Genomic DNA, 18138 nt, shown 5'->3' with positions numbered 1-18138 from the left:
TCAACCGGCAACAAAGCAAGCTAATCAACCTCTCTGCTAGGCCTATGGGGTTTGTGAATGCGTATATTTGATGATCTCGCAGTCACGAAGGGTAATAAGCCCCTCTTGAACCATCTCATCAAGGATGGGAAGAAAGGCGTTGATGCGCTCCGGCTGATCGATGATCTCGATGCGAATAGGCAGGTCGGTGGAGAGATCGAGAATTTTGCTGCGATGGATACGTGAGTTGGCTCCATAGCCGACAATCCCCTCTAGAACGGTGGCTCCGGCCAGCCCTTCCTGCCGCGCACGCTCCACGATGGCCGTGTAGAGGGGCTTCCCATGCCACTTATCCGAACTGCCTACATAGATCGTGAGCACCTTGCCAACCCCTTCTATCTTCATCGTATTCTGCACCTCCTAAGCTGTTCGCCCCACAAGCAGTAAGGCACACACTCTTCCCAGATAGACAGCGAGAAAGCCACCCAGCACGCTTCCGACCAAATAGCCGAATAGACGCAGCCACTCCCCATCCGATACCAGGCCTAACGAGTCGTTTTCGAAGGTCGAAAACGTGGTGTACGCCCCGATGAACCCGATGGGAATGAGAAGCGTCCATCGTTGGTCCCAAACTAAACGCTGCCCCAGCGTTACCACAAGCCCCAAAATGAAGGAGCCGGTAATGTTGATTACCAAGGTTCCTAACGGAAACCCGTTAACCTGCTGCTGAATCCATACTCCTAAAAAATAGCGGGTGTTGGCGCCTAAAAAACCACCTATTCCCACGTAAAGCATACGGAGAAAGACATCCTTCATTTCTCTTTGACGAATCTCCTCTACCCGAGTTTTCTCTATGTTGCGCGGAAGCCAGAGACACAAAAAGCCCCTGATCGGCACAACATACCGACCAGGAGCCATTAGCCTACAAAGCGGCGGTTCAGACGTAAAAACGTCTCGGCGGCCTCCATCGCCGTTATCAGTGGGTATCTATAATAGTTTACCATAGGACGCCATCCAGTGCAGACCGCGCCTCACGAAATCGCTTTTCCGCTTCCAAAACGGCGCCGGATAGTTTAAAATATCAGAAACCTTTCAACGAGGCCATCATGTCTTCTCTGCTCGTTCGTTCCGACACAAACCCCGACCCTGGAAGGATGCCGCGATGGCGTCTTCTTCCGCCACAGCCCTCCATCGAACAATGCCTGCTTAAAGGCGGCGATCTCCATCCTATCGTCGCACGCCTTCTGGCGCAACGCGGCATCAAAACCTTGGAAGAGGCGCATCGTTTTCTCCATCCTCGTCTCGATCATCTGCACGATCCCTTCCTGTTACCCGATGTAGAGCCTGCCTGCCTGCGCATTCAACAGGCCTTGAACCGGCGCGAACGGATTTTGGTACACGGGGATTACGATAGCGATGGGGTGACCTCGGCAGCCTTGTGGACTCGCTTGTTGCGCCGGCTTGGCGCCGAGGTGGAGGTGTTTGTGCCGCATCGCAGGCGAGATGGTTACGACATTCGTAACGCGGCCATCGAGCAGGCAAAGGCCCGTGGAGTGCGCCTCATCATCACAACGGACTGTGGTGTTCGCCGTGTGGAGGAGGTCGAATACGCACGTCAGCTCGGCATAGATGTCATCATCACCGATCATCATTTGCCTCCTGAGGTCTTGCCACGTGCCGTGGCCGTCGTTAACCCACATCGTGCCGATTCACGCTATCCGTTTCCCCATTTGGCCGGAGTGGGAGTGGCGTTTCGTTGCGGCGAGGCCCTCGTTCGTCACCTCGGCCTTAAAGTGGAGAGCTATCGCCAAGCCTTTTTAGACCTCGTCACCATCGGCACGATCACCGATATGATGCCCCTACGCGACGAAAATCGTGTGATCGTGGCCTTCGGACTTCAACAACTGCCCCATACCAAGAAGCCGGGCATTCGGGCGCTCCTTGAGGTAAGTCGCACTCAGAGGCCGCAGACAGAGGAGAGCGTTCCCCCTCTCACCGTGCGCGACATCGGCTTTGGCCTTGGCCCACGCCTAAATGCGGCGAGCCGTGTGGATGAGACAGAACCCGCCCTCAATCTCCTGCTAACGGCCGATCTAGACGAGGCAAGACGCCTTGCAGCCCTGCTCGATGCACGAAACCGAACCCGCCAGGAAGAACAGAAACGGATATTTCAAGAGGCTGTGCTTCGGGTGCAGCGAGAGGGCCTGCACGAACGAGCTTGCATCGTTATAGAGGGGACAGGCTGGAGCAGCGGAATCATCGGCCTTGTGGCCGGCAAGCTTACCGAGATGTTCCATCGCCCCTCCATTGTGCTGGCCTTGAACCCCCAAACGGGCGAGGGGCGCGGTTCGGCACGCTCCATCGAGGCCTTCGACCTGGGTGAGGCCCTGGAGCGGTGTCGTCCCCTCCTTATTGATGGAGGAGGCCACGCACATGCCGCCGGGTTTTCTATTCGCCTAGAGAACGTTGCCGACCTTACCCGGCAAATGGAGGAGATCGCACGTCAACGCTTGACGGAGGAAGACCTCCAACCTGTTCTCGATATAGACGCCGCGCTAAGCCCCCATCAGGTTGATACAAAGCTTCTAGAGCAGATTGAAAGCATGGCCCCGTTCGGCGAGGAGAACCCCGAACCCATCTTCGTTAGCTATGGCGCCCAAGTCCGATCCGTCTCCTTGATCGGCAAGGAGTCGCAACATCTCAAGCTACTGGTGGAAGCGCAAACCCCTCATGGGCTAACCGTTACTTATCCGGCGATTATGTGGGGGCAAGGGTCTCTCGCATCGGAACTGGCTCCCGGCGCAACCGACATCTGCTATCATCTTCAACGCAACACCTACCAAGGGGAGCAGCGCATTCAACTGCTTTTAAAGGATATCCGACAGAGAAATCGCTAGGCTGTTCTAAAAAACATAAGTTGGCGGCATCTGCCTGCAGCACGAAATCGGTCGCTTCAGAGTATTCTAAATCACGCGATTCAGGATTTTGGCATCTTTGAAAACACAAGGAGAAAACTGCATGGGAAGAACAGGGTATAACTCGGCCATTCACGGAGGTGGGTTTCACCATGTGGCCGTGCGCGCATGGGATTTTGAAGGGGTGCTACGCTTCTATATAGAGGGGCTCGGTTTTCGGCGCGTCTACGGCTGGGGTAAAGACGAACGCGCCACAGGCGGCCGCGACACACGGGCGGTGATGCTCGACACCGGAGATGGCAACTACTTCGAGGTTTTTGCCGGCGGCACACCGCCATCGGAAGGAGGCTTACCGGAAGGAGCGCTCCTCCACGTGGCCCTGCGCACCAACAACTGCGATGCCGCCATCGAAAAAGCCCGGGCTGCCGGCGCAATCGTCACTATGGAGCCGCGTACGCTCTCCATCGAAGGAGATACTCAGCAACAGTTCCGTATCGCCTTCTGCAAAGGCCCCTGCGGCGAGATCATCGAGTTTTTTCAAAACGATGCGCTCTAGCACGCCTTAGGCGGGGCGGTTAAAGTCGCCCTTATCCAGGCAAGAAGTCGGCGAACTGCCATGGGCACGACGTTTGGGCAGCTCACTACGACCTCTGAAAAGCCGGCAACGCCGAGGGTATCACCCCTCCTGCATTTTCGAGCAGCTGCACGCAGTCCCAGTGCCTGTTCTCTTGGGCAAGCTCAATAGGTGTCTTGCCCTGATTATCGAGCAGGTCTTCGAGGGCACCGGCCTCAAGCAGTAGGCGCACACTCAATTCGCAGCCTCTTATGGCGGCAATATGAAGAGGTGTCTGCCCACCATAGTCGGCGAAGTTCGGGTTTGCATGGGCGCGTAGCAGCCGCCGTAACGCCTCCACGTGCCCTCCCTCCACCGCCAGATAAAGAGCCGTTCTGCCAAAACGATCGCTGTCGTTGGCCTCCGCGCCGGCATCGAGCAATAGATCGATAGTGCGAACGTGGCCGCCGGCGGAGGCCAGCAGCAGCGCCGTGCGCTCCATCTCCGGCTCTATCTCATGTACGGGAGCACCCAGCGCCAACAGCAGCGCGACCGTCTCCGTGTCGCCTTGCGCTGCAGACTGCAACAAGCGCTCCGCTAGGCGTTGCCTCTCCTTCCATTTCTGCTCCGTTATGTCGGTGGGGGCGCGAAACAAGCGCTCGCGCAGCCGTGCCGCGAGACGCCGATCTAGCTGTGTGAGCATGAGATAGTGCTGCCGTGCCTCGTTCTCTTTCCCCATCTCCAGACAGAGCAGCCCCATCTGATAGCGGGCAATAGGCAGATAGGGCGCAAGCTCGATAGCCTGTTGAAATGCGGCCTTCGCCTTTTCCTGTTTCTGAAGATGCCAATAGGCCAGACCGAGGTTGACATAGGCCAAAGGATAGGCCGGGCGGATTTGGATGGCTTTGCGGAAATGGGCTAAAGCCGCATCGAATTGGCCTGCCTGCAATAGGAGAGTGCCCAGATTATTATGCGCCGGAGCGTGGTCTGGCACGAGATCGAGCACGGTGCGAAAAGCCTCTCTGGCCTTCGCAAACTCGCTAAGATGCAGAGCGAACATCCCCACCTGAAAACGCGCCTCTGGGTCGCCGGCATCGAGGTCCACAGCCTGCTCAAAAGCCTGAAGCGCCTCGCGATAGAGAGAAAGACGAGCGCAAGCGTGCCCAAAACGCATCAGGTTTTCCAAGGAAGGACATCTCTCTATCGCCTGCTTTGCCAGATTATATTCGCCTTCAGGGCCGTTGGTCGCTGTAGAAGGAGGGGTGTTGGCTGCCCCGTCGGCAGGCCCTCGGTCATGATGGTGCTTGTGCGGCGGAGAGGAGGGGTGCTGATGCGGATAGGTGCAGATATAGACCTTGCCATCTGAAGCCGCAATGGCGATGAGGCCTTTCTCTGGCGCGAGGGCAAAGGCGCGTGCTGTTATAGGAGCGGCCAAGCACGAGAATACCGGGGCCAGTGGCCTCAGGCTCCAAACATCGAGCTTGCCGGTGCCCGTACGTACCACCATCGCGTTAGGGTGGAGGAAAGCCACGTCAAAAACCACCTCACCTAGCTCAACCTGCTCAATCCTTCGCTTTTCGTGCATCTGCCAGCCGATCAGTTCTCCATTGGCGTAGGCTGCAAGGAGATGCGGCTCCTCCGGATGGCAGGTCAAGGCCGTCACCGGTGCTCCCGGCCCCGCCAACAGCGTGATCGCCTCACTCCTGTGCAAATCCCAAAGATAGATTCCTCCCTGTTGGGAATCGAGGCCGGCGCAGAGAATCTTGCCGTCTGCAGAAAGCGCCAGCGCCGTAACCTCTCCGCTATGGGGGCCGAGATCGGGCAGCACCTGCCATGTGTAAACATCCTGGCAGAGCAGATGACGGCTCTTCCCACCCATCACAAGCAATCCGTTGGCACACACCATTGTGCGCAGCGGAAAGGAAGCACGGAAAATGTGAAGGCAGCGCTGTTGCCCCAGATGCCAAACGCGAGCCGTTCCATCTTCCGAAACCGATGCCACCAGCTCCGTATCTAAAGCCTTAACAGCCCAGACCGGCCCTTGATGATGTCCAAGCACTATCGGCTCGCTGTCAGCGCGTGCCTCTTGAAACCCTACCGTTCCCTTTACACTGCCTACCACGATGTGCTTCTCATCGGGTGTAAAGCAAAGCGCACTCAGACTCCCTACCGACTCCAGACCTGTCAGCTCGAACAACCTGTTTTGTTCCATCACTCTTCTCCGTAAAAAACCTTACGATTTGGAAAAAGCGGCGACACCGTGTGAACGGGACACCTTCCAGGGCTGCGTCACCGGTGTCGCCATAGAAACGTCGCATCACACCTATCTATGATAGCTGCGCTTTGCGACTTGCCCTGTGACCTATGTCACAAAGGAGGTGTGAAATTGTTCACAACACGTAATAGAAAATGCTTTGTGGTGGGGCAAAAGCGGAAAAAGAGGATTTTAAGGCTTAAAAATGCGGGGGATACGCTGGGTAAGACAGGTGGTAATTTCGTGTTCGGTGGTGCCGATGGCTTTGGCCATCTCCTCTACAAAGACGCACTCGGCGCCCTGTTTCCCGATGGCGACGGCCACATCGCCGGGTTGAACGGAGGGAATATCGGTAACATCGAGAACGGTCTGATCCATGCAAATTCGACCTAATATGGGGGCTTTGTGGCCGTGTACCAGCATATAGCCCTGGTTAGAGAGCCGACGCGGGTACCCATCTCCGTAACCTAAGAGGACGGTGGCCACGCGAGAGGGGCGAGCAAGCCGATAGGTGGCTCCATAGCTAATAGCGTGCCCTGGAGGCAGTTCCCGCACGGTGCCGATAGCAGCCTCAAGCTGAAGGGCCGGAAGAAACCGCGTACGCCAGAGGTGGCTTTGGGGAGTGCTCGGCAGGATTCCATAGATAAGCAAGCCCGGTCGCACCAGATTCGACTCGGAGTCCAAACCTTCGAGTAGCGCGGCGCTGTTGGCGCAGTGAACCCATCGGAACCTCGCTCCCGCTTCTTCTAGGCTATGACGAACCCAATGAAAACGTTCCAGTTGGCTTTGGGTAAGCTCGCGCAGGGGATTTTCCGCTTCGGCGAAATGAGTGCCCAAACCGGTAAAGGTAAGGCCGCGGCTCTGGGCGAGCCTCCACAAAGCGACCGCCTCCTCCGGCAAAACGCCCGCGCGCCCCATACCGGTGTCAACCTCTAAATGGGCCTCACGACATCCGGCGGCCATGAGCGCTCTCAGCACATCTTCGCTCCCGATGAGGGGGGTTAAGTTGTAATGCACGACCTGCTCGGCCTCTTGAGGAGCGGGCACACACAGCAGAGCTATCGGGCAGGTGATGCCAACCTGTCGAAGGCACTTTCCCTCCTCCACGGTGGCCACTCCAAGCCATTGAACTCCGGCCTCCAAAGCCACCTTGGACACAGCAAGAAGCCCATGCCCATAGGCATCAGCCTTCACAACGGCCATAATCTCTTTAGAAGGGCCGGCAAGCTTCCGAAGGGCTGCAATATTGGCACGGATGGCTGCCAAATGGATCGTCGCCCAGGCGCGCGTCTTGCCGCCCTCCTCTTCGTCGGGAGCACGCCGATTCTGCATGAAACTCAAAGCTCCTTTTCTAAACCAAATTGAGGTATGCTAAAAGGGAACGATAGATGCATGTTACCTCAAAAAGATAAGTGGGGAAGAAGGATAGAATCGGGTGATGGTTTCGTAATTCTTTAGAGAAACCACGTGAACAACCTTGAAGGGAGCGTAGATTAGGATGAGAAAACTTGGCGGTTTGAAGCCTGAAAGTTGGCTTCTCCTAGTGTTCGGGCTGCTGGCACTCGTTGGATGGTCTGCTTCAGGAACAGGGAATTCAGAAAAGGCCTCGCTCCAGACAACCCGTCTTGAGTTTCGTGACATCGCCGGCCAAGCCTATTCTTGGGCGACCATCGCCTCTCATAAAGCCACCGTGTTCCTCTTTCTTTCTTGTCAGTGCCCCGTCTCTAACCTATACGGCCCGCGCCTAGCGGAACTGGCACGCCAGTTTACCGGAAAGGATGTGCAGTTTTTCGGGGTCTACCCCGACATTCAAGAGAGCCTGGCCGATATCCAGCGCAATGCCAAAGAGCACGGATTCCCCTTCCCCATTGTGCAGGATAAAGAGGGCGTGCTGGTCTCCCAGTTAAAAGCCACCTACACTCCAGAGGCTGTCGTAGTCAATCGCGAGGGGCAAGTCTGTTATCGTGGGCGCATTGACGATAACGTTGTCACCACCAAAGTGACCTCCCATGATCTACAACAGGCCATTGAAGACGTATTGGCCGACCGCCCGGTTCCTCACCCTAACCTTCCCTCCTTCGGTTGCATCATTCGCCGAGGCCCTGTGGCTTCGGTGGCGCTGCTTCCGGGAACACCCACCTACGCGCACGACGTGGCCCCTATTCTGCAAAACCATTGTGTAGAGTGCCATCGCACCGGGCAAGTGGCTCCCTTCTCTCTTACTACCTACAAAGACGCTGCTGCTTGGGCACCCGACATCGTTCGCTACACACAAAACGGCACCATGCCTCCCTGGAAACCGGCGCCGGGCTATGGCGATTTTGTGGGAGAACATCACTACACGCTTACTGCTGCCGAAAAAGAGGTTTTGGTAAAGTGGGCTAAAGCGGGCGCTCCTGCCGGCGATCTCAGTAAAACGCCGCCCATGCCTCACTACCCCTCGGGATGGGAGCTAGGGAAACCGGACCTCGTCTTTCACTCGGATCAGCCCTATCATGTGGCCGCAGATGGAGACGATGTTTACCGTAACTTCATCATCGACCCCCATTTTACCCACGATGCATGGGTACGAGCCGTTGAAGTCCATCCCGACGCGCGCTCTGTGGTGCACCATGTTATTATCTATGTGGATGGTCTGCGCCTTTCCCCCGCCGTCTCCGAAAAATATCATAAAGAGCATCCCAATGACCACGAGCCGGGCTATACCAGCTTCGGCGGGCCTGGCTTTATACCTACCGGCTTTCTGGGCGGGTGGGCTCCCGGAAACGCGCCCCAATTTGCCCCGCCCGGCGTGGCCATGCGCATCCCCAAAGGCGCTCTGCTGGTTCTGCAGGTGCACTACCATAAAAACGGTGTGCCCCAAACCGATCAAACAAGCTTCGGCCTCTATTTGGCCAAAGAGCCGGTTCATAAAAACGCCATCGTCAGCATGGTGGCCAACTTCGGCTTCCGCATTCCACCCGGTGCCCCGCACTATGAAGTGGATGCGCAAACCACCGTTCCGGTGGACTGCCATGTGATGAGCATCATGCCCCATATGCATCTGCTGGGCAAGGAGATGAAGCTGTGGGCCACGCTTCCAAACGGCAAAGAGGTGCCTCTTATCTGGATTAAAAATTGGGATTTTAATTGGCAACGCACCTACTGGTACTGCCAGCCAGTGGCTTTACCAAAAGGAAGTGTGGTTCACCTGGTGGCCTACTACGACAATTCAAGCGATAACCCCTTTAACCCTAATCGCGATCATCCCAAAGCCGTTGGGTGGGGTGAACAGACCACCGATGAGATGTGCATCGCATTCCTCTTTGTTACGCTGGATGCAGAGCATCTCAATGTGATACCGCAAAATCCGGTTACGGTTGCCTCCGCTTCAAACAACACGGCGCCGCCTACAAAATAGGCAGGGATGCCATTACGCGATGAGGGCTTCCTTAGGTAGATGAGCGGATAACTAAGCGTGTGGGAACTTCAGCATGGCGAGGAGGTAACTCCTCGCCTTTGTAAAGGGCGTTTAGACGCTCCACCAACATGTTGACGGCAATGTTGCATATCTCTTCCAACGGATAGATGAGCGTTGTCAACGGTAAGTCGAGTTGAGAAATGAGAGGCAGATCGTCGCATCCCACAAGCCCCATATCCTGAGGAACCCGTATCCCCTTCCGCCGAAGACCGGAGAGCGCCCCTAAAGCCGTCATGTCGTTAAAGCAGAGAAGAGCGTCCGGGCGATTGGGGTCGTCGGCGATCTGCTCTGCACAAGCGCGGGCTGCCCCAACATCGTAGGCAGTGCCCGGAAAGGTATAGACAAGCGGTGGCTGCCCGCTTTGCTCAGCGAACTGCTTATAAAATTGGCCCCGCACGTCGTTACGTGCCACGGCCGAGGCCGGGGCGATGTAGCCTATTCGCCGATAGCCTCTCTCCAAAAGATGATCTACGGCCTCCTGTAGCCCGGTGGTAAAGAGCGCGCGAACGCTATCCCTATTGGGCATAAGATAGCCAATAACAACTACATTCTCCATATCGGGCTGCTGCGCCCGCTCTAACACTTGGGTGGAGGTTTCACACCAGAGGATCATGCCGTCCGGCCGACGTGAGTTGAGCGTTTCCAACAGGTGTAAATCGTTGGATTCATCGGCGCGTCGGGTGTTTAAAATAAACTCATAACCACGCCGTTCCAACGCAATAGCACACAGCGACACCATGCGGGCAAAGAAGGGATTTTCCAGACCGCCAACCAAAAGCCCCACCACATGGCTTCGGCGCGTGCGTAGCTGCTGAGCGGCTCGGTTTACCGTGTAACCTAGCTCGCGAGCCGCAGCAAGTACCCTTTGGCGGGTCTCTTCAGAAACACGCGTGCTGCTGCGTGCGCCATTAAGAACATAAGAGGCCGTCGCATAGTGTACATTGGCAAGACGAGCAATTTCACGAAGGGTAGGCTTTCCTGTGGCCATTTTTCAACTCTCTACTCGCTCGAAAGCAAGAATCTTTTCAACGGAAGACGGCATAAACCTATGAGAACAAGGCCCATAAAAACTTTCCCTTGACCTAACGTTCGGCTTGATGCCATCATTAATATTATATAGCACACGAAAACCATCTCGGTCAACGTGTGCTAAGCCATTCAAAAATGCAACGTCCGCATAAGCACACCCACGAAAGGCATAAATCAACGGTGACAAAAGCTTTCTTCTCCCCTCGAAAACCGTTCGGAACCATCCTTAGCATGCTGATCTGTTTTTCCATGAAAGGACAAGCAAACTCTATGCCCGCACCCAATCGGCCCGCTCTCTATCTCTACACACGATCAACCGATGCGTCTACCACGATTACCGTAGATGCAAGTCAGCCCAATGCCGCCCCCATCTCACCGGATATTTTCGGCAACTTTCTTGAAGACCTTGGTCACGCCATTGAAAGAGGCATTCTTGCCGATGCCATTCTCAACCCAAGCCTCGAACCGGAAAACCCCTCCGACACCGCCCCGCCTTTTTGGACGCTCCAAGGAAATGCCGCTTGGGTGGAAGGCGGCTATTACTCTCCCCATGCCGTTCAGCTTGCCGGCGCAACAAATGGCCTCGCCGTAGGTCGCCTCGAGCAGACCGTATTCCTGCCGGTTACCCGCGACCCGCACTATCGTTTTGAAGCGCTCTGCCGCAGTTTAGGAACCGCAGGCACCATCGAGCTACGCATAGAAGGCACCGATATTCGTGAAGGACAGGTTTTTACACAACACCCCATCGTCGTACATGGCAGAACATGGCAAAAGGTCACCTTCACCTTCTCCGTTCAGGAGGCCACTCCGCAAAAGGGCGAGGCCTATCGTTTCGTGCTTACCTATACGAGCGGAGACCCGGTGATCGTAGATCGCATCTCGCTAATGCCAACCGACAACATCGCCGGACTAGACCCTGAAGTGGTAGCTCGCGCCCGCGAATGGCATATCCCCATCCTACGCTACCCTGGTGGAAACTTTTCGAGCGGCTATCACTGGGAAGATGGAATAGGAGACCTCAACCGACGTCCCAGCTCGCGTAACCCAGCATGGGGGGGCATACAGAGCAATCGTTTTGGAACGGATGAGTTTCTGCATTTTTGCCGCTTGCTGCACATACAGCCCCAGATTACCGTGAACGCCGGCGATGGCACGCCGGAGAATGCCGCCGCCTGGGTTGCCTACTGCAATGGTGCGCCCGACTCCAGTGTTTACGCTCAAATGCGCGCCGAAAACGGCCATCCGGCCCCCTACGGTGTAAAGATATGGGAGGTGGGTAATGAGCTTTACGGAGGCTGGCAGATAGGCCATACCGATGCCGAAGGCAATGCCCAACGCTTTGTTCAGTTTCGGGATGCCATGCTTAAGGTAGACCCTACCATAGAGCTTATTGCAACCGGTAAGGGCGACGAGTTCACACCAGAGGGGCTATCGCGCGATGCCGCTTGGAACGAAGCACTACTCCGCCGAAGCCTGGAAGAGGGGAATCGTCCTCCCGATTATCTCTCCATCCATCCGCTGCTGCCTTTGCCGGAGGCAGCAGGGGCTCCGGACTATAACGCCCAGTATCAAAGCGCTATGGCCTTTCCTACCTTCCTCGACCGCGTGATGTTTCCTCAATTAGCCCACCTCATCCAACAGGTGGAGGGGCCTCGCCCCCATACGCGTTTGGCCGTCACCGAGTGGGGCATCATCGTGGGAGGGCCCAATTGGCGGAGCGTGCCGAACCACAGCACCTTCTCCGGAGCCATCTTTAATGCCCTTATGCTCAACGCGATGATGCGCCATAGCGACCTCATCTCCATTGCCAACATGACGGGCTTCATGCACGGCGGCTGCATTGAAAAGGTGCGTGGAGTTGTCTACGTAGACCCCCAATACTACACCCAACAGCTCTATGCGGCGGCCAAGCCTTACTATCCGGTGGTCATCCACATAGAAGGCCCTGGAGAGGACGTCCCGGCGCGTGGTCGCCTTCAGGCCGTAACCGATGTGCCCGATGTGGACGCCTTTGGCGCCCTTACCAAAGACCGTAACACGCTGACCCTCTTCCTCGTCAACCGCCTGATGGAGGGCGATCGCCAAGTGCGAATTGAACTAAACGGCTTCGATGCCCGAAGTGTTTCTGCCACGATCCTCACGGCAGATAGTCCCATGGCCGACAACGACTGGGCACACCCCGATCGCATTAAGCCGCAACACTACATGCTGCCCAAAGGCTTTCTCAAAGAGGAGTCCTCCTTAAACCTACCGGCACACACACTGCTCGTCCTTACCCTACACCGCTAAAGGCCGGCCGCCTGAACAAAAGCGGCCGCTATAAAACCTTGCCGATTCGGCACCAATTAGCGTAAACTAGTATCAAGAGGTCTCGCACAGCAGAGACTTCGTGCGCTTGCCATAATGAAGGATAGGTTGCGGCAAAAAGCCGCGCTCTAGGAAAGGAAACAAAGTTCAGCAGGAGAAAGAGTGAGAACAAAGGCACGTATACGCTTTCGTAAGTTGGAGCGCCATCAGCGCCAGATGAGTGAGCATCTGCGCAACAGTTTAACAGGCGATCAGAGGCGCATCCTCCTTCTCTCGGCGCAAGGTTATGAACATGGGGAGATCGCACGGGAGTTGGCACTGCCGGAGGACTATGTTGTCCATTTTGCTCTTGGCATGGTTCAGAGGCTTAATAAAAGCGGGGTGATCCCCTCTCCGGAATGGCGTCATGTGCTGGCTTGGGCAGAAGAGGTGGGTATTCTCGATTAATTTTGGCCTTCTCGATCCGCCTCGAAACCACTGATACCCGCTCCCAGCCCCTCACCGGCTAAAAGGCGTTCGGCTTCATCACGGCTAATGAGAATTTCCCGTGGCCGTGCTCCGCTCAGCGGCCCCACGATGCCTCTCTCTTCCATCATCTCCACAATGCGAGCCGCGCGCGTATAGCCTATGCGGAAACGGCGCTGAAGCATGGAGGTGGAAGCTTGGCCGTTGTTTACCACGAGGCGGACGGCCTGGGCAAAGAGCCGCTCGTCCACGTCGTCCTCCTCGAAGAGACGTTCTTGCGCTGCATCCCTCCCATCATCTGCAATCGTCAGCACGTCTCCAGGCGAAGGCTGCTGCTTCAGATAGTCCACCAGCGCTTGGGTCTCCTGCTCGCTCAGATAGCACCCCTGAATGCGCGTGGGTTTGGGCGCATCTATGGGCATAAAGAGCATGTCGCCGCGCCCAATGAGGCGCTCCGCTCCGGGCATATCTAAAATTGTGCGCGAATCTACTTGCGAGGCCACTGCAAAAGCGATGCGTGAAGAGATGTTTGCCTTGATGGTACCCGTAATGATGTCCACCGAGGGCCGCTGTGTGGCGATAACAAGATGGATGCCCGTAGCGCGTGCCAACTGGGCTAAACGGCAGATCGAGTTTTCGACTTCGGCCCCATGTTGCAGCATGAGGTCGGCTAACTCGTCCACAATAAGCACGATGTAAGGAAGCCTCTCTTCAGGCGATACCTTTTCGTTGTAACTATCAATGTTGCGCGACCCCATGCGGGCAAAAAGGTCGTAGCGACGATCCATCTCACGCAGTGCAGTGTGAAAAAGCCCGGCGGCCTGTTTCACGTCCCTAACCACCGGATGCAACAGGTGGGGGATGCCATCCCATAAGCTCAGCTCCACGCGTTTAGGGTCTACCATCAGTAGACGCACTTCGGCGGGCGTCGCCCTATAGACCAGACTCGCGATAAGGCAGTTGAGACAGATAGACTTGCCTGAGTTGGTGGCACCGCCTATTAACAGGTGAGGCATCCTTGCTAAATCGGCATAGCGGCACTGGCCGGAAACATCCTTGCCCAACGCCACGGTAAGCTTAGAGGGCGCATTGCGAAACTCGTCGGTTTCGAGGCACTCTCTTAAGGTCACCACAGAAGGATTGAGGTTTGGCACTTCCAAACCGATGGCCGATTTCCCAGGAATAGGCGCCTCAACGCGCACATCTATGGCGGCTAGGCTCATGGCAAGATTGTCGGCCAGGCTCACGATCTTACTCACTTTGATGCCGGGAGCTAACTGAATTTCATATCGGGTTATGGTAGGCCCGCTAGCCACCTCCACCACGCTCGCGCCTATGTTGAACTGCTCTAACGTGGCCTCAATGGTGCGTATCCGGTCGGCCTGCTCCTGGCCAACTCCCTTGCCCTCAGAGGCTTTACGGGCAGAAGGCGCCGCCGGCTCCTTTAAAAGGCTAAGTGGTGGCAGCGCAAAAGCAGAGGCGGTGGCGGGCGCCGACGGAGCTGTTGGGGAGGGAGGTGGCGCCGAATCGGAAGCAGTTACCTCCTCTTTGTTGTCCGGCTCACTGCGACGTAAAAGCTGGAACGGGTTGGGAAAGTGACGTGCCGGCTTCTCCGGTTCGGGCTTCGGCGCGTCGGACGGTGCCGTCACGCGAACCACCGCCTTCTGCTCCTCCATTTGCGGCTTCCGTTCAATAGGCGGAGTGCGCTCTGTTGGAGGAATGGCTGCAGGAGAGGCGCTTCGCGAACGGGAAGGCGATGTGGCAAGTGCGCGAGGAGCTGTACGCACATGGGCTATTTTTTGCCATAGCGCCAGTGTGGCCGCTTTTAAGCTGCGCTCGTGAAGGTGGGCGATAAGCTCGGCAAGCGGCCTATCCACAATAAGCACAATGGAGACAAGCAGCATCATGCCGAGAGCGAGGTAGCTTAAAGGCCGTTGCAGCAGTGTATAGAGAGTCCAACCTACCAACCCGCCCAGCCACCCGCCGGCCCCCTTCATGCGTGCGGGGTCGAGGACAGCACCGGGCACCAACTGGAGATGGCGCCAGGTAACAAACGTAAGAAATAGCAGAAAAAGGCCTAGCGAGGAGAGGGTAAGCCGCAGCCGTTGAAAACCCCTCAGCACCATGACGCCGAGCAGCACGATCACCCCTACAATAGCATAGGCCCCAGAACCGGCAAAGAGACGCAAGCCGGCATCAAGGAGTTCCGGAATGGGGGCGTGCTCCGGTTGCAACAGGCTAACGAAACCCGCAAGCCCTAGAAAGATCAGCCCAATTCCCACAATGTCCTGAAGACGGCGCTGAAGGGTAGGGTCCCAACCGGTATTTTTTTGTCGCGATGCTTTGCCCATCTGGTTTTTTGGCCTACCTGTTCTCGACATTCCCCAAGCTCTTCCCCATCTCGTATAATTCAGTATACACTTTTGCGCTTCCTTCTTGCGAATTCGCTCTTTTCGTGATAATATGATAGCAAAAGGAGCCTGCAGGAGGGTGCGAAATGACGGTAGCCTCAGAGGGCGCGACCGCAAAGAATGTGGTCCGAATGGGTGTTATTGGAGCGGGGAACTTCGCCTCACGCCGCCATATTCCCGACATACTCAAGTGTCCCGAAGCCCGCTTGGAAGCGTTTTGCCGCCGTGACCCGGAGGCGCGGGCGCGGCTTGCAGCCTTTTTCCATCTGCCTCCTGAACGCGCCTACGCCGACTGGAGAAAGATGCTTGAGGAGGTCCCTCTGGATGCGGTGGTTATCGCAACCCCTCACGCGCTCCATTACGAACAGGCGAAAGCGGCTTTGGAACGCGGGCTTCATGTTCTTATTGAAAAACCGATGGCCGTGCGCACCGCGGAAGCGCGCGAGTTGAACGCCCTGGCCGAAGCGAAAGGCCTCAAGCTGGCGGTGGCTTTAAACCCTCCGCATTGGGCCCACTGCCATCAGATTCGCCGAGCGCTCCACGATGAGCGCATGGGCGAACTAGAGGCGGCCTCGCTATTTTGGTGTGGCTCGGCGGAGCCGCTTTTCGGCAAAGCGCCTCTGCCAGAAAATCTGCCCGGTGTCGTACCCCCCTCCCTCTTCCGTGCCGACCCGAACCTCGCCGGCGGAGGCTACTTCATAGATGGCGGCTCGCACCTCGTTTCAGAACTGCTTTGGACCACAGGAAGGCAGGTGAAACGGGTAACCGCTGTCGCCGATAGCTACCCCTCCGACATGCGCATCTCGGTGAGCCTGGAGCTGGATAATAGCTCGTTCGCTAACATCACCGCCATCGGAGATAGTAAATTTGTTAATCGCCGGCTGCGTCATATCTTTGCCTGCACCGGTGGAACCGTTGCCGTGAACCACTGGGAATTTGAAACAAGCATTACCCTGCACGAGCAGCAGGTGCGCCGCTTCAAAGAGGCCGATATGCTGCCGGTTGAGGGGCCGGTGGCCAATTTCGTGAGCGCTATACTCGGCTATGGCTCTCTCTACTCGCCGGGGACGCACGGGGCCGATGTGGCGGAGGTCGTCGAAGCCGTCTACCGTTCTCTAGAGACCGGAAAATCGGTAACTTTGCCCCTTACGAACACCACATAGGTTCCGAACCGGCAAGAGAACAGGCCTTTCGCCAAAACCGAATAAGGGTTCTCAGAAAATCGCAAGATTTTCTGGAGTAGGACGCCCTTCCCCTCAACAAACCCGCTCATAATGCTCTAAATGAAACGGAAAGTTTAACGTCTTGCTAGAAATCATCATATTAGGCAGTGGCACATCGCACGGTGTGCCTATGATCGGCTGCGATTGTGCGGTCTGTCGCTCGAACGACCCACGTAATAAACGCACAAGGCCCTCCATCGCCGTGAGAGGCCCTGCCGGCACGATTTTGGTAGATACACCGCCAGAACTACGTTTGCAGGCCATCGCCTGCAACTTACGTGCGGTAGACGCCGTTCTCTTTACCCATACGCACGCCGACCACTTGATGGGGCTTGACGATCTACGTCGCTACAACGATCTGATGGGCAAAGAGATACCTATCTACGGCGACGCTTCAACACTGGAAGATATTCGACGTGTTTTTCGCTATGTCTTCATAGAAACGCAAGCCGGTGGAGGCAAGCCCCGCTTACAGCTTTTTGAAGTTAAATCGCCCATGGAGTTGTGCGGCCTTACCATCGAGGCCTTCTATGTGCTGCACGGTAACCTTCCTGTGCTTGCCTACCGCTTCTACGACCCTCAAACACAGCGCAGCGTGGCCTACGTCACAGACGTTAGCCACATTCCACCCGAAGCTATGGAAAAACTCTACCATCTCGACCTACTCATCATAGATGCCGTACGTTACGAGCCGCACCCTACCCACTTCGGCCTTTGGCAGACGCTAGAGGTTATCGAACAGTTACAACCGAAGCAGGCATTGCTTACCCATCTTTCCCATCGTTTTGACCACGCCACCCTCTGCGCAGAAACGCCGGAGCATGTAAACCCGGCCTATGATGGCCAGGTGATCTGTTTAGAGTAGGAGGGAATTAACGCTTTGGATGAAGAGAAGTTGAAGATGGCGAGAACGCTGGCCCTGCGCGCCTTGGCGCGCTCGGCCTGCAGCCAAGCCCAAATCGAGAGGCGTTTAGCGCAGAAAGGCCTGCCAGAAGACGTCATTGCCCAGGTGATCGAGGAGTTGAAAGCGCGTGGGTGGCTTGACGACGCGAAGTTTGCCCAGGACTGGGTGGCGGATAGAGCCGACAGAAAGCGCTATGGACGGCGACGCCTCGTGGAAGAGTTGAAAGCGCGTGGGTTAACGGAAGAGCTACTCGAAACAGCTTTGCCCCCGCCCACCCCCGAAGAGGAGCTGCAGCGAGCGCGTGCCGCCGTTGCCCGCCGATGGCCTCCGGGCAGTCTGGCCCATCTAGAAGGGGAAGCCCTTTTGGCAGAGAAAAGGCGTTGCGCTGCCTTTTTGGAACGACGCGGATTTGACAACGAGACCATAAAGAAGGTATTAGGAGAGCTTACGTCTAAATAATAGGTTACTTTACGCCGTGTCTTTGCTTCACCTCTGAAGAAAGCCGCGAATCTCGCAGAGCTTTCTGGAGGTAGAAGAGTTGCCACACGTCGGAGTATCGGTTTTACTGATAGCGGTTGTTCTGGGAGCGCTCTGTGGAGCCTTCCTTGGATATTTCTTAGAACACTTCTTCATTGGTC

General features: G+C 56.3%; 14 protein-coding genes and 1 riboswitch. Of the genes, 8 read left to right on the top strand and 6 right to left on the bottom strand.

Going from position 1 to position 18138, the window contains the following annotated elements; translation table 11 throughout:
- Window positions 1–42: 42 nt before the first annotated feature.
- A complete protein-coding gene (locus VKV18_RS02765) occupies window positions 43–384 on the bottom strand; it encodes a DUF190 domain-containing protein (protein WP_324202703.1) in 342 nt (113 codons plus the stop codon).
- Between the two features lie 15 nt (window positions 385–399).
- Complete coding sequence (gene crcB, locus VKV18_RS02760; RefSeq protein WP_324202702.1) at window positions 400–795, bottom strand: fluoride efflux transporter CrcB; 396 nt, start codon at window positions 793–795, stop codon at window positions 400–402.
- Between the two features lie 85 nt (window positions 796–880).
- Window positions 881–960, bottom strand: a riboswitch (Fluoride riboswitch).
- 125 nt (window positions 961–1085) lie between these two features.
- Between crcB and recJ the strand changes: the two genes are divergently transcribed.
- Together recJ and VKV18_RS02750 are read left to right on the top strand one after the other, a co-directional pair.
- Entirely contained in the window at window positions 1086–2876 is a 1791-nt protein-coding gene (gene recJ / locus VKV18_RS02755; protein ID WP_324202701.1) for a single-stranded-DNA-specific exonuclease RecJ, read from the top strand.
- A gap of 121 nt (window positions 2877–2997) precedes the next feature.
- Complete coding sequence (locus tag VKV18_RS02750; protein WP_324202700.1) at window positions 2998–3450, top strand: VOC family protein; 453 nt, start codon at window positions 2998–3000, stop codon at window positions 3448–3450.
- A gap of 85 nt (window positions 3451–3535) precedes the next feature.
- Here the strand turns inward: VKV18_RS02750 and VKV18_RS02745 are convergent, their stop codons facing one another.
- A complete protein-coding gene (locus VKV18_RS02745) occupies window positions 3536–5659 on the bottom strand; it encodes an ankyrin repeat domain-containing protein (protein WP_324202699.1) in 2124 nt (707 codons plus the stop codon).
- A gap of 234 nt (window positions 5660–5893) precedes the next feature.
- Window positions 5894–7033, bottom strand: a complete 1140-nt coding sequence (alr, locus tag VKV18_RS02740; RefSeq protein ID WP_324202698.1) for an alanine racemase — start codon at window positions 7031–7033, stop codon at window positions 5894–5896.
- Window positions 7034–7199: 166 nt separating this feature from the next.
- On the opposite strand from alr, the gene VKV18_RS02735 reads away from it, so the two are divergent.
- Entirely contained in the window at window positions 7200–9101 is a 1902-nt protein-coding gene (locus VKV18_RS02735) for a redoxin domain-containing protein (protein WP_324202697.1), read from the top strand.
- A gap of 31 nt (window positions 9102–9132) precedes the next feature.
- Here the strand turns inward: VKV18_RS02735 and VKV18_RS02730 are convergent, their stop codons facing one another.
- A complete protein-coding gene (locus tag VKV18_RS02730) occupies window positions 9133–10149 on the bottom strand; it encodes a LacI family DNA-binding transcriptional regulator (RefSeq protein ID WP_324202696.1) in 1017 nt (338 codons plus the stop codon).
- 311 nt (window positions 10150–10460) lie between these two features.
- Between VKV18_RS02730 and VKV18_RS02725 the strand changes: the two genes are divergently transcribed.
- Both VKV18_RS02725 and VKV18_RS02720 read left to right on the top strand, forming a co-directional pair.
- Complete coding sequence (locus tag VKV18_RS02725) at window positions 10461–12479, top strand: alpha-L-arabinofuranosidase C-terminal domain-containing protein (RefSeq protein ID WP_324202695.1); 2019 nt, start codon at window positions 10461–10463, stop codon at window positions 12477–12479.
- Between the two features lie 180 nt (window positions 12480–12659).
- Window positions 12660–12944: a hypothetical protein gene (locus tag VKV18_RS02720; protein WP_324202694.1), complete on the top strand. Its 285-nt coding sequence runs from the start codon at window positions 12660–12662 to the stop codon at window positions 12942–12944.
- On the opposite strand, the gene VKV18_RS02715 is transcribed toward VKV18_RS02720, so the two are convergent.
- Complete coding sequence (locus VKV18_RS02715; protein ID WP_324202693.1) at window positions 12941–15343, bottom strand: DNA translocase FtsK; 2403 nt, start codon at window positions 15341–15343, stop codon at window positions 12941–12943. The two genes, VKV18_RS02720 and VKV18_RS02715, sit on opposite strands and share 4 nt — an antisense overlap.
- A gap of 116 nt (window positions 15344–15459) precedes the next feature.
- Here VKV18_RS02715 and VKV18_RS02710 point away from each other — a divergent pair, with 116 nt between their 5' ends.
- From VKV18_RS02710 to VKV18_RS02700, 3 genes are all read left to right on the top strand, one after another.
- On the top strand, window positions 15460–16536 hold the full coding sequence (locus VKV18_RS02710; RefSeq protein ID WP_324202692.1) for a Gfo/Idh/MocA family oxidoreductase: 1077 nt from the start codon (window positions 15460–15462) through the stop codon (window positions 16534–16536).
- A gap of 142 nt (window positions 16537–16678) precedes the next feature.
- On the top strand, window positions 16679–17461 hold the full coding sequence (locus VKV18_RS02705) for an MBL fold metallo-hydrolase (protein WP_324202691.1): 783 nt from the start codon (window positions 16679–16681) through the stop codon (window positions 17459–17461).
- Between the two features lie 36 nt (window positions 17462–17497).
- Window positions 17498–17959, top strand: a complete 462-nt coding sequence (locus tag VKV18_RS02700) for a regulatory protein RecX (protein ID WP_324202690.1) — start codon at window positions 17498–17500, stop codon at window positions 17957–17959.
- The last annotated feature ends 179 nt before the right edge of the window (window positions 17960–18138 follow it).

The sequence above is a fragment of the Chthonomonas sp. genome, from assembly GCF_035294505.1.
Taxonomy (GTDB): domain Bacteria; phylum Armatimonadota; class Chthonomonadetes; order Chthonomonadales; family Chthonomonadaceae; genus Chthonomonas.
Note: the sequence above shows the minus strand (reverse complement) of the source record. Positions and strands in the feature narration are given on the sequence as shown.

Excerpts from the sequence above, each read along its gene's own strand:
- VKV18_RS02765 (WP_324202703.1), bottom strand. The coding sequence starts at position 384 with ATGAAGATAGAAGGGGTTGGCAAGGTGCTCACGATCTATGTAGGCAGT.
- crcB (WP_324202702.1), bottom strand. The coding sequence starts at position 795 with ATGAAGGATGTCTTTCTCCGTATGCTTTACGTGGGAATAGGTGGTTTT.
- recJ (WP_324202701.1), top strand. The coding sequence starts at position 1,086 with ATGTCTTCTCTGCTCGTTCGTTCCGACACAAACCCCGACCCTGGAAGG.
- VKV18_RS02750 (WP_324202700.1), top strand. The coding sequence starts at position 2,998 with ATGGGAAGAACAGGGTATAACTCGGCCATTCACGGAGGTGGGTTTCAC.
- VKV18_RS02745 (WP_324202699.1), bottom strand. The coding sequence starts at position 5,659 with ATGGAACAAAACAGGTTGTTCGAGCTGACAGGTCTGGAGTCGGTAGGG.
- alr (WP_324202698.1), bottom strand. The coding sequence starts at position 7,033 with ATGCAGAATCGGCGTGCTCCCGACGAAGAGGAGGGCGGCAAGACGCGC.
- VKV18_RS02735 (WP_324202697.1), top strand. The coding sequence starts at position 7,200 with ATGAGAAAACTTGGCGGTTTGAAGCCTGAAAGTTGGCTTCTCCTAGTG.
- VKV18_RS02730 (WP_324202696.1), bottom strand. The coding sequence starts at position 10,149 with ATGGCCACAGGAAAGCCTACCCTTCGTGAAATTGCTCGTCTTGCCAAT.
- VKV18_RS02725 (WP_324202695.1), top strand. The coding sequence starts at position 10,461 with ATGCCCGCACCCAATCGGCCCGCTCTCTATCTCTACACACGATCAACC.
- VKV18_RS02715 (WP_324202693.1), bottom strand. The coding sequence starts at position 15,343 with ATGTCGAGAACAGGTAGGCCAAAAAACCAGATGGGCAAAGCATCGCGA.
- VKV18_RS02710 (WP_324202692.1), top strand. The coding sequence starts at position 15,460 with ATGACGGTAGCCTCAGAGGGCGCGACCGCAAAGAATGTGGTCCGAATG.
- VKV18_RS02700 (WP_324202690.1), top strand. The coding sequence starts at position 17,498 with ATGGCGAGAACGCTGGCCCTGCGCGCCTTGGCGCGCTCGGCCTGCAGC.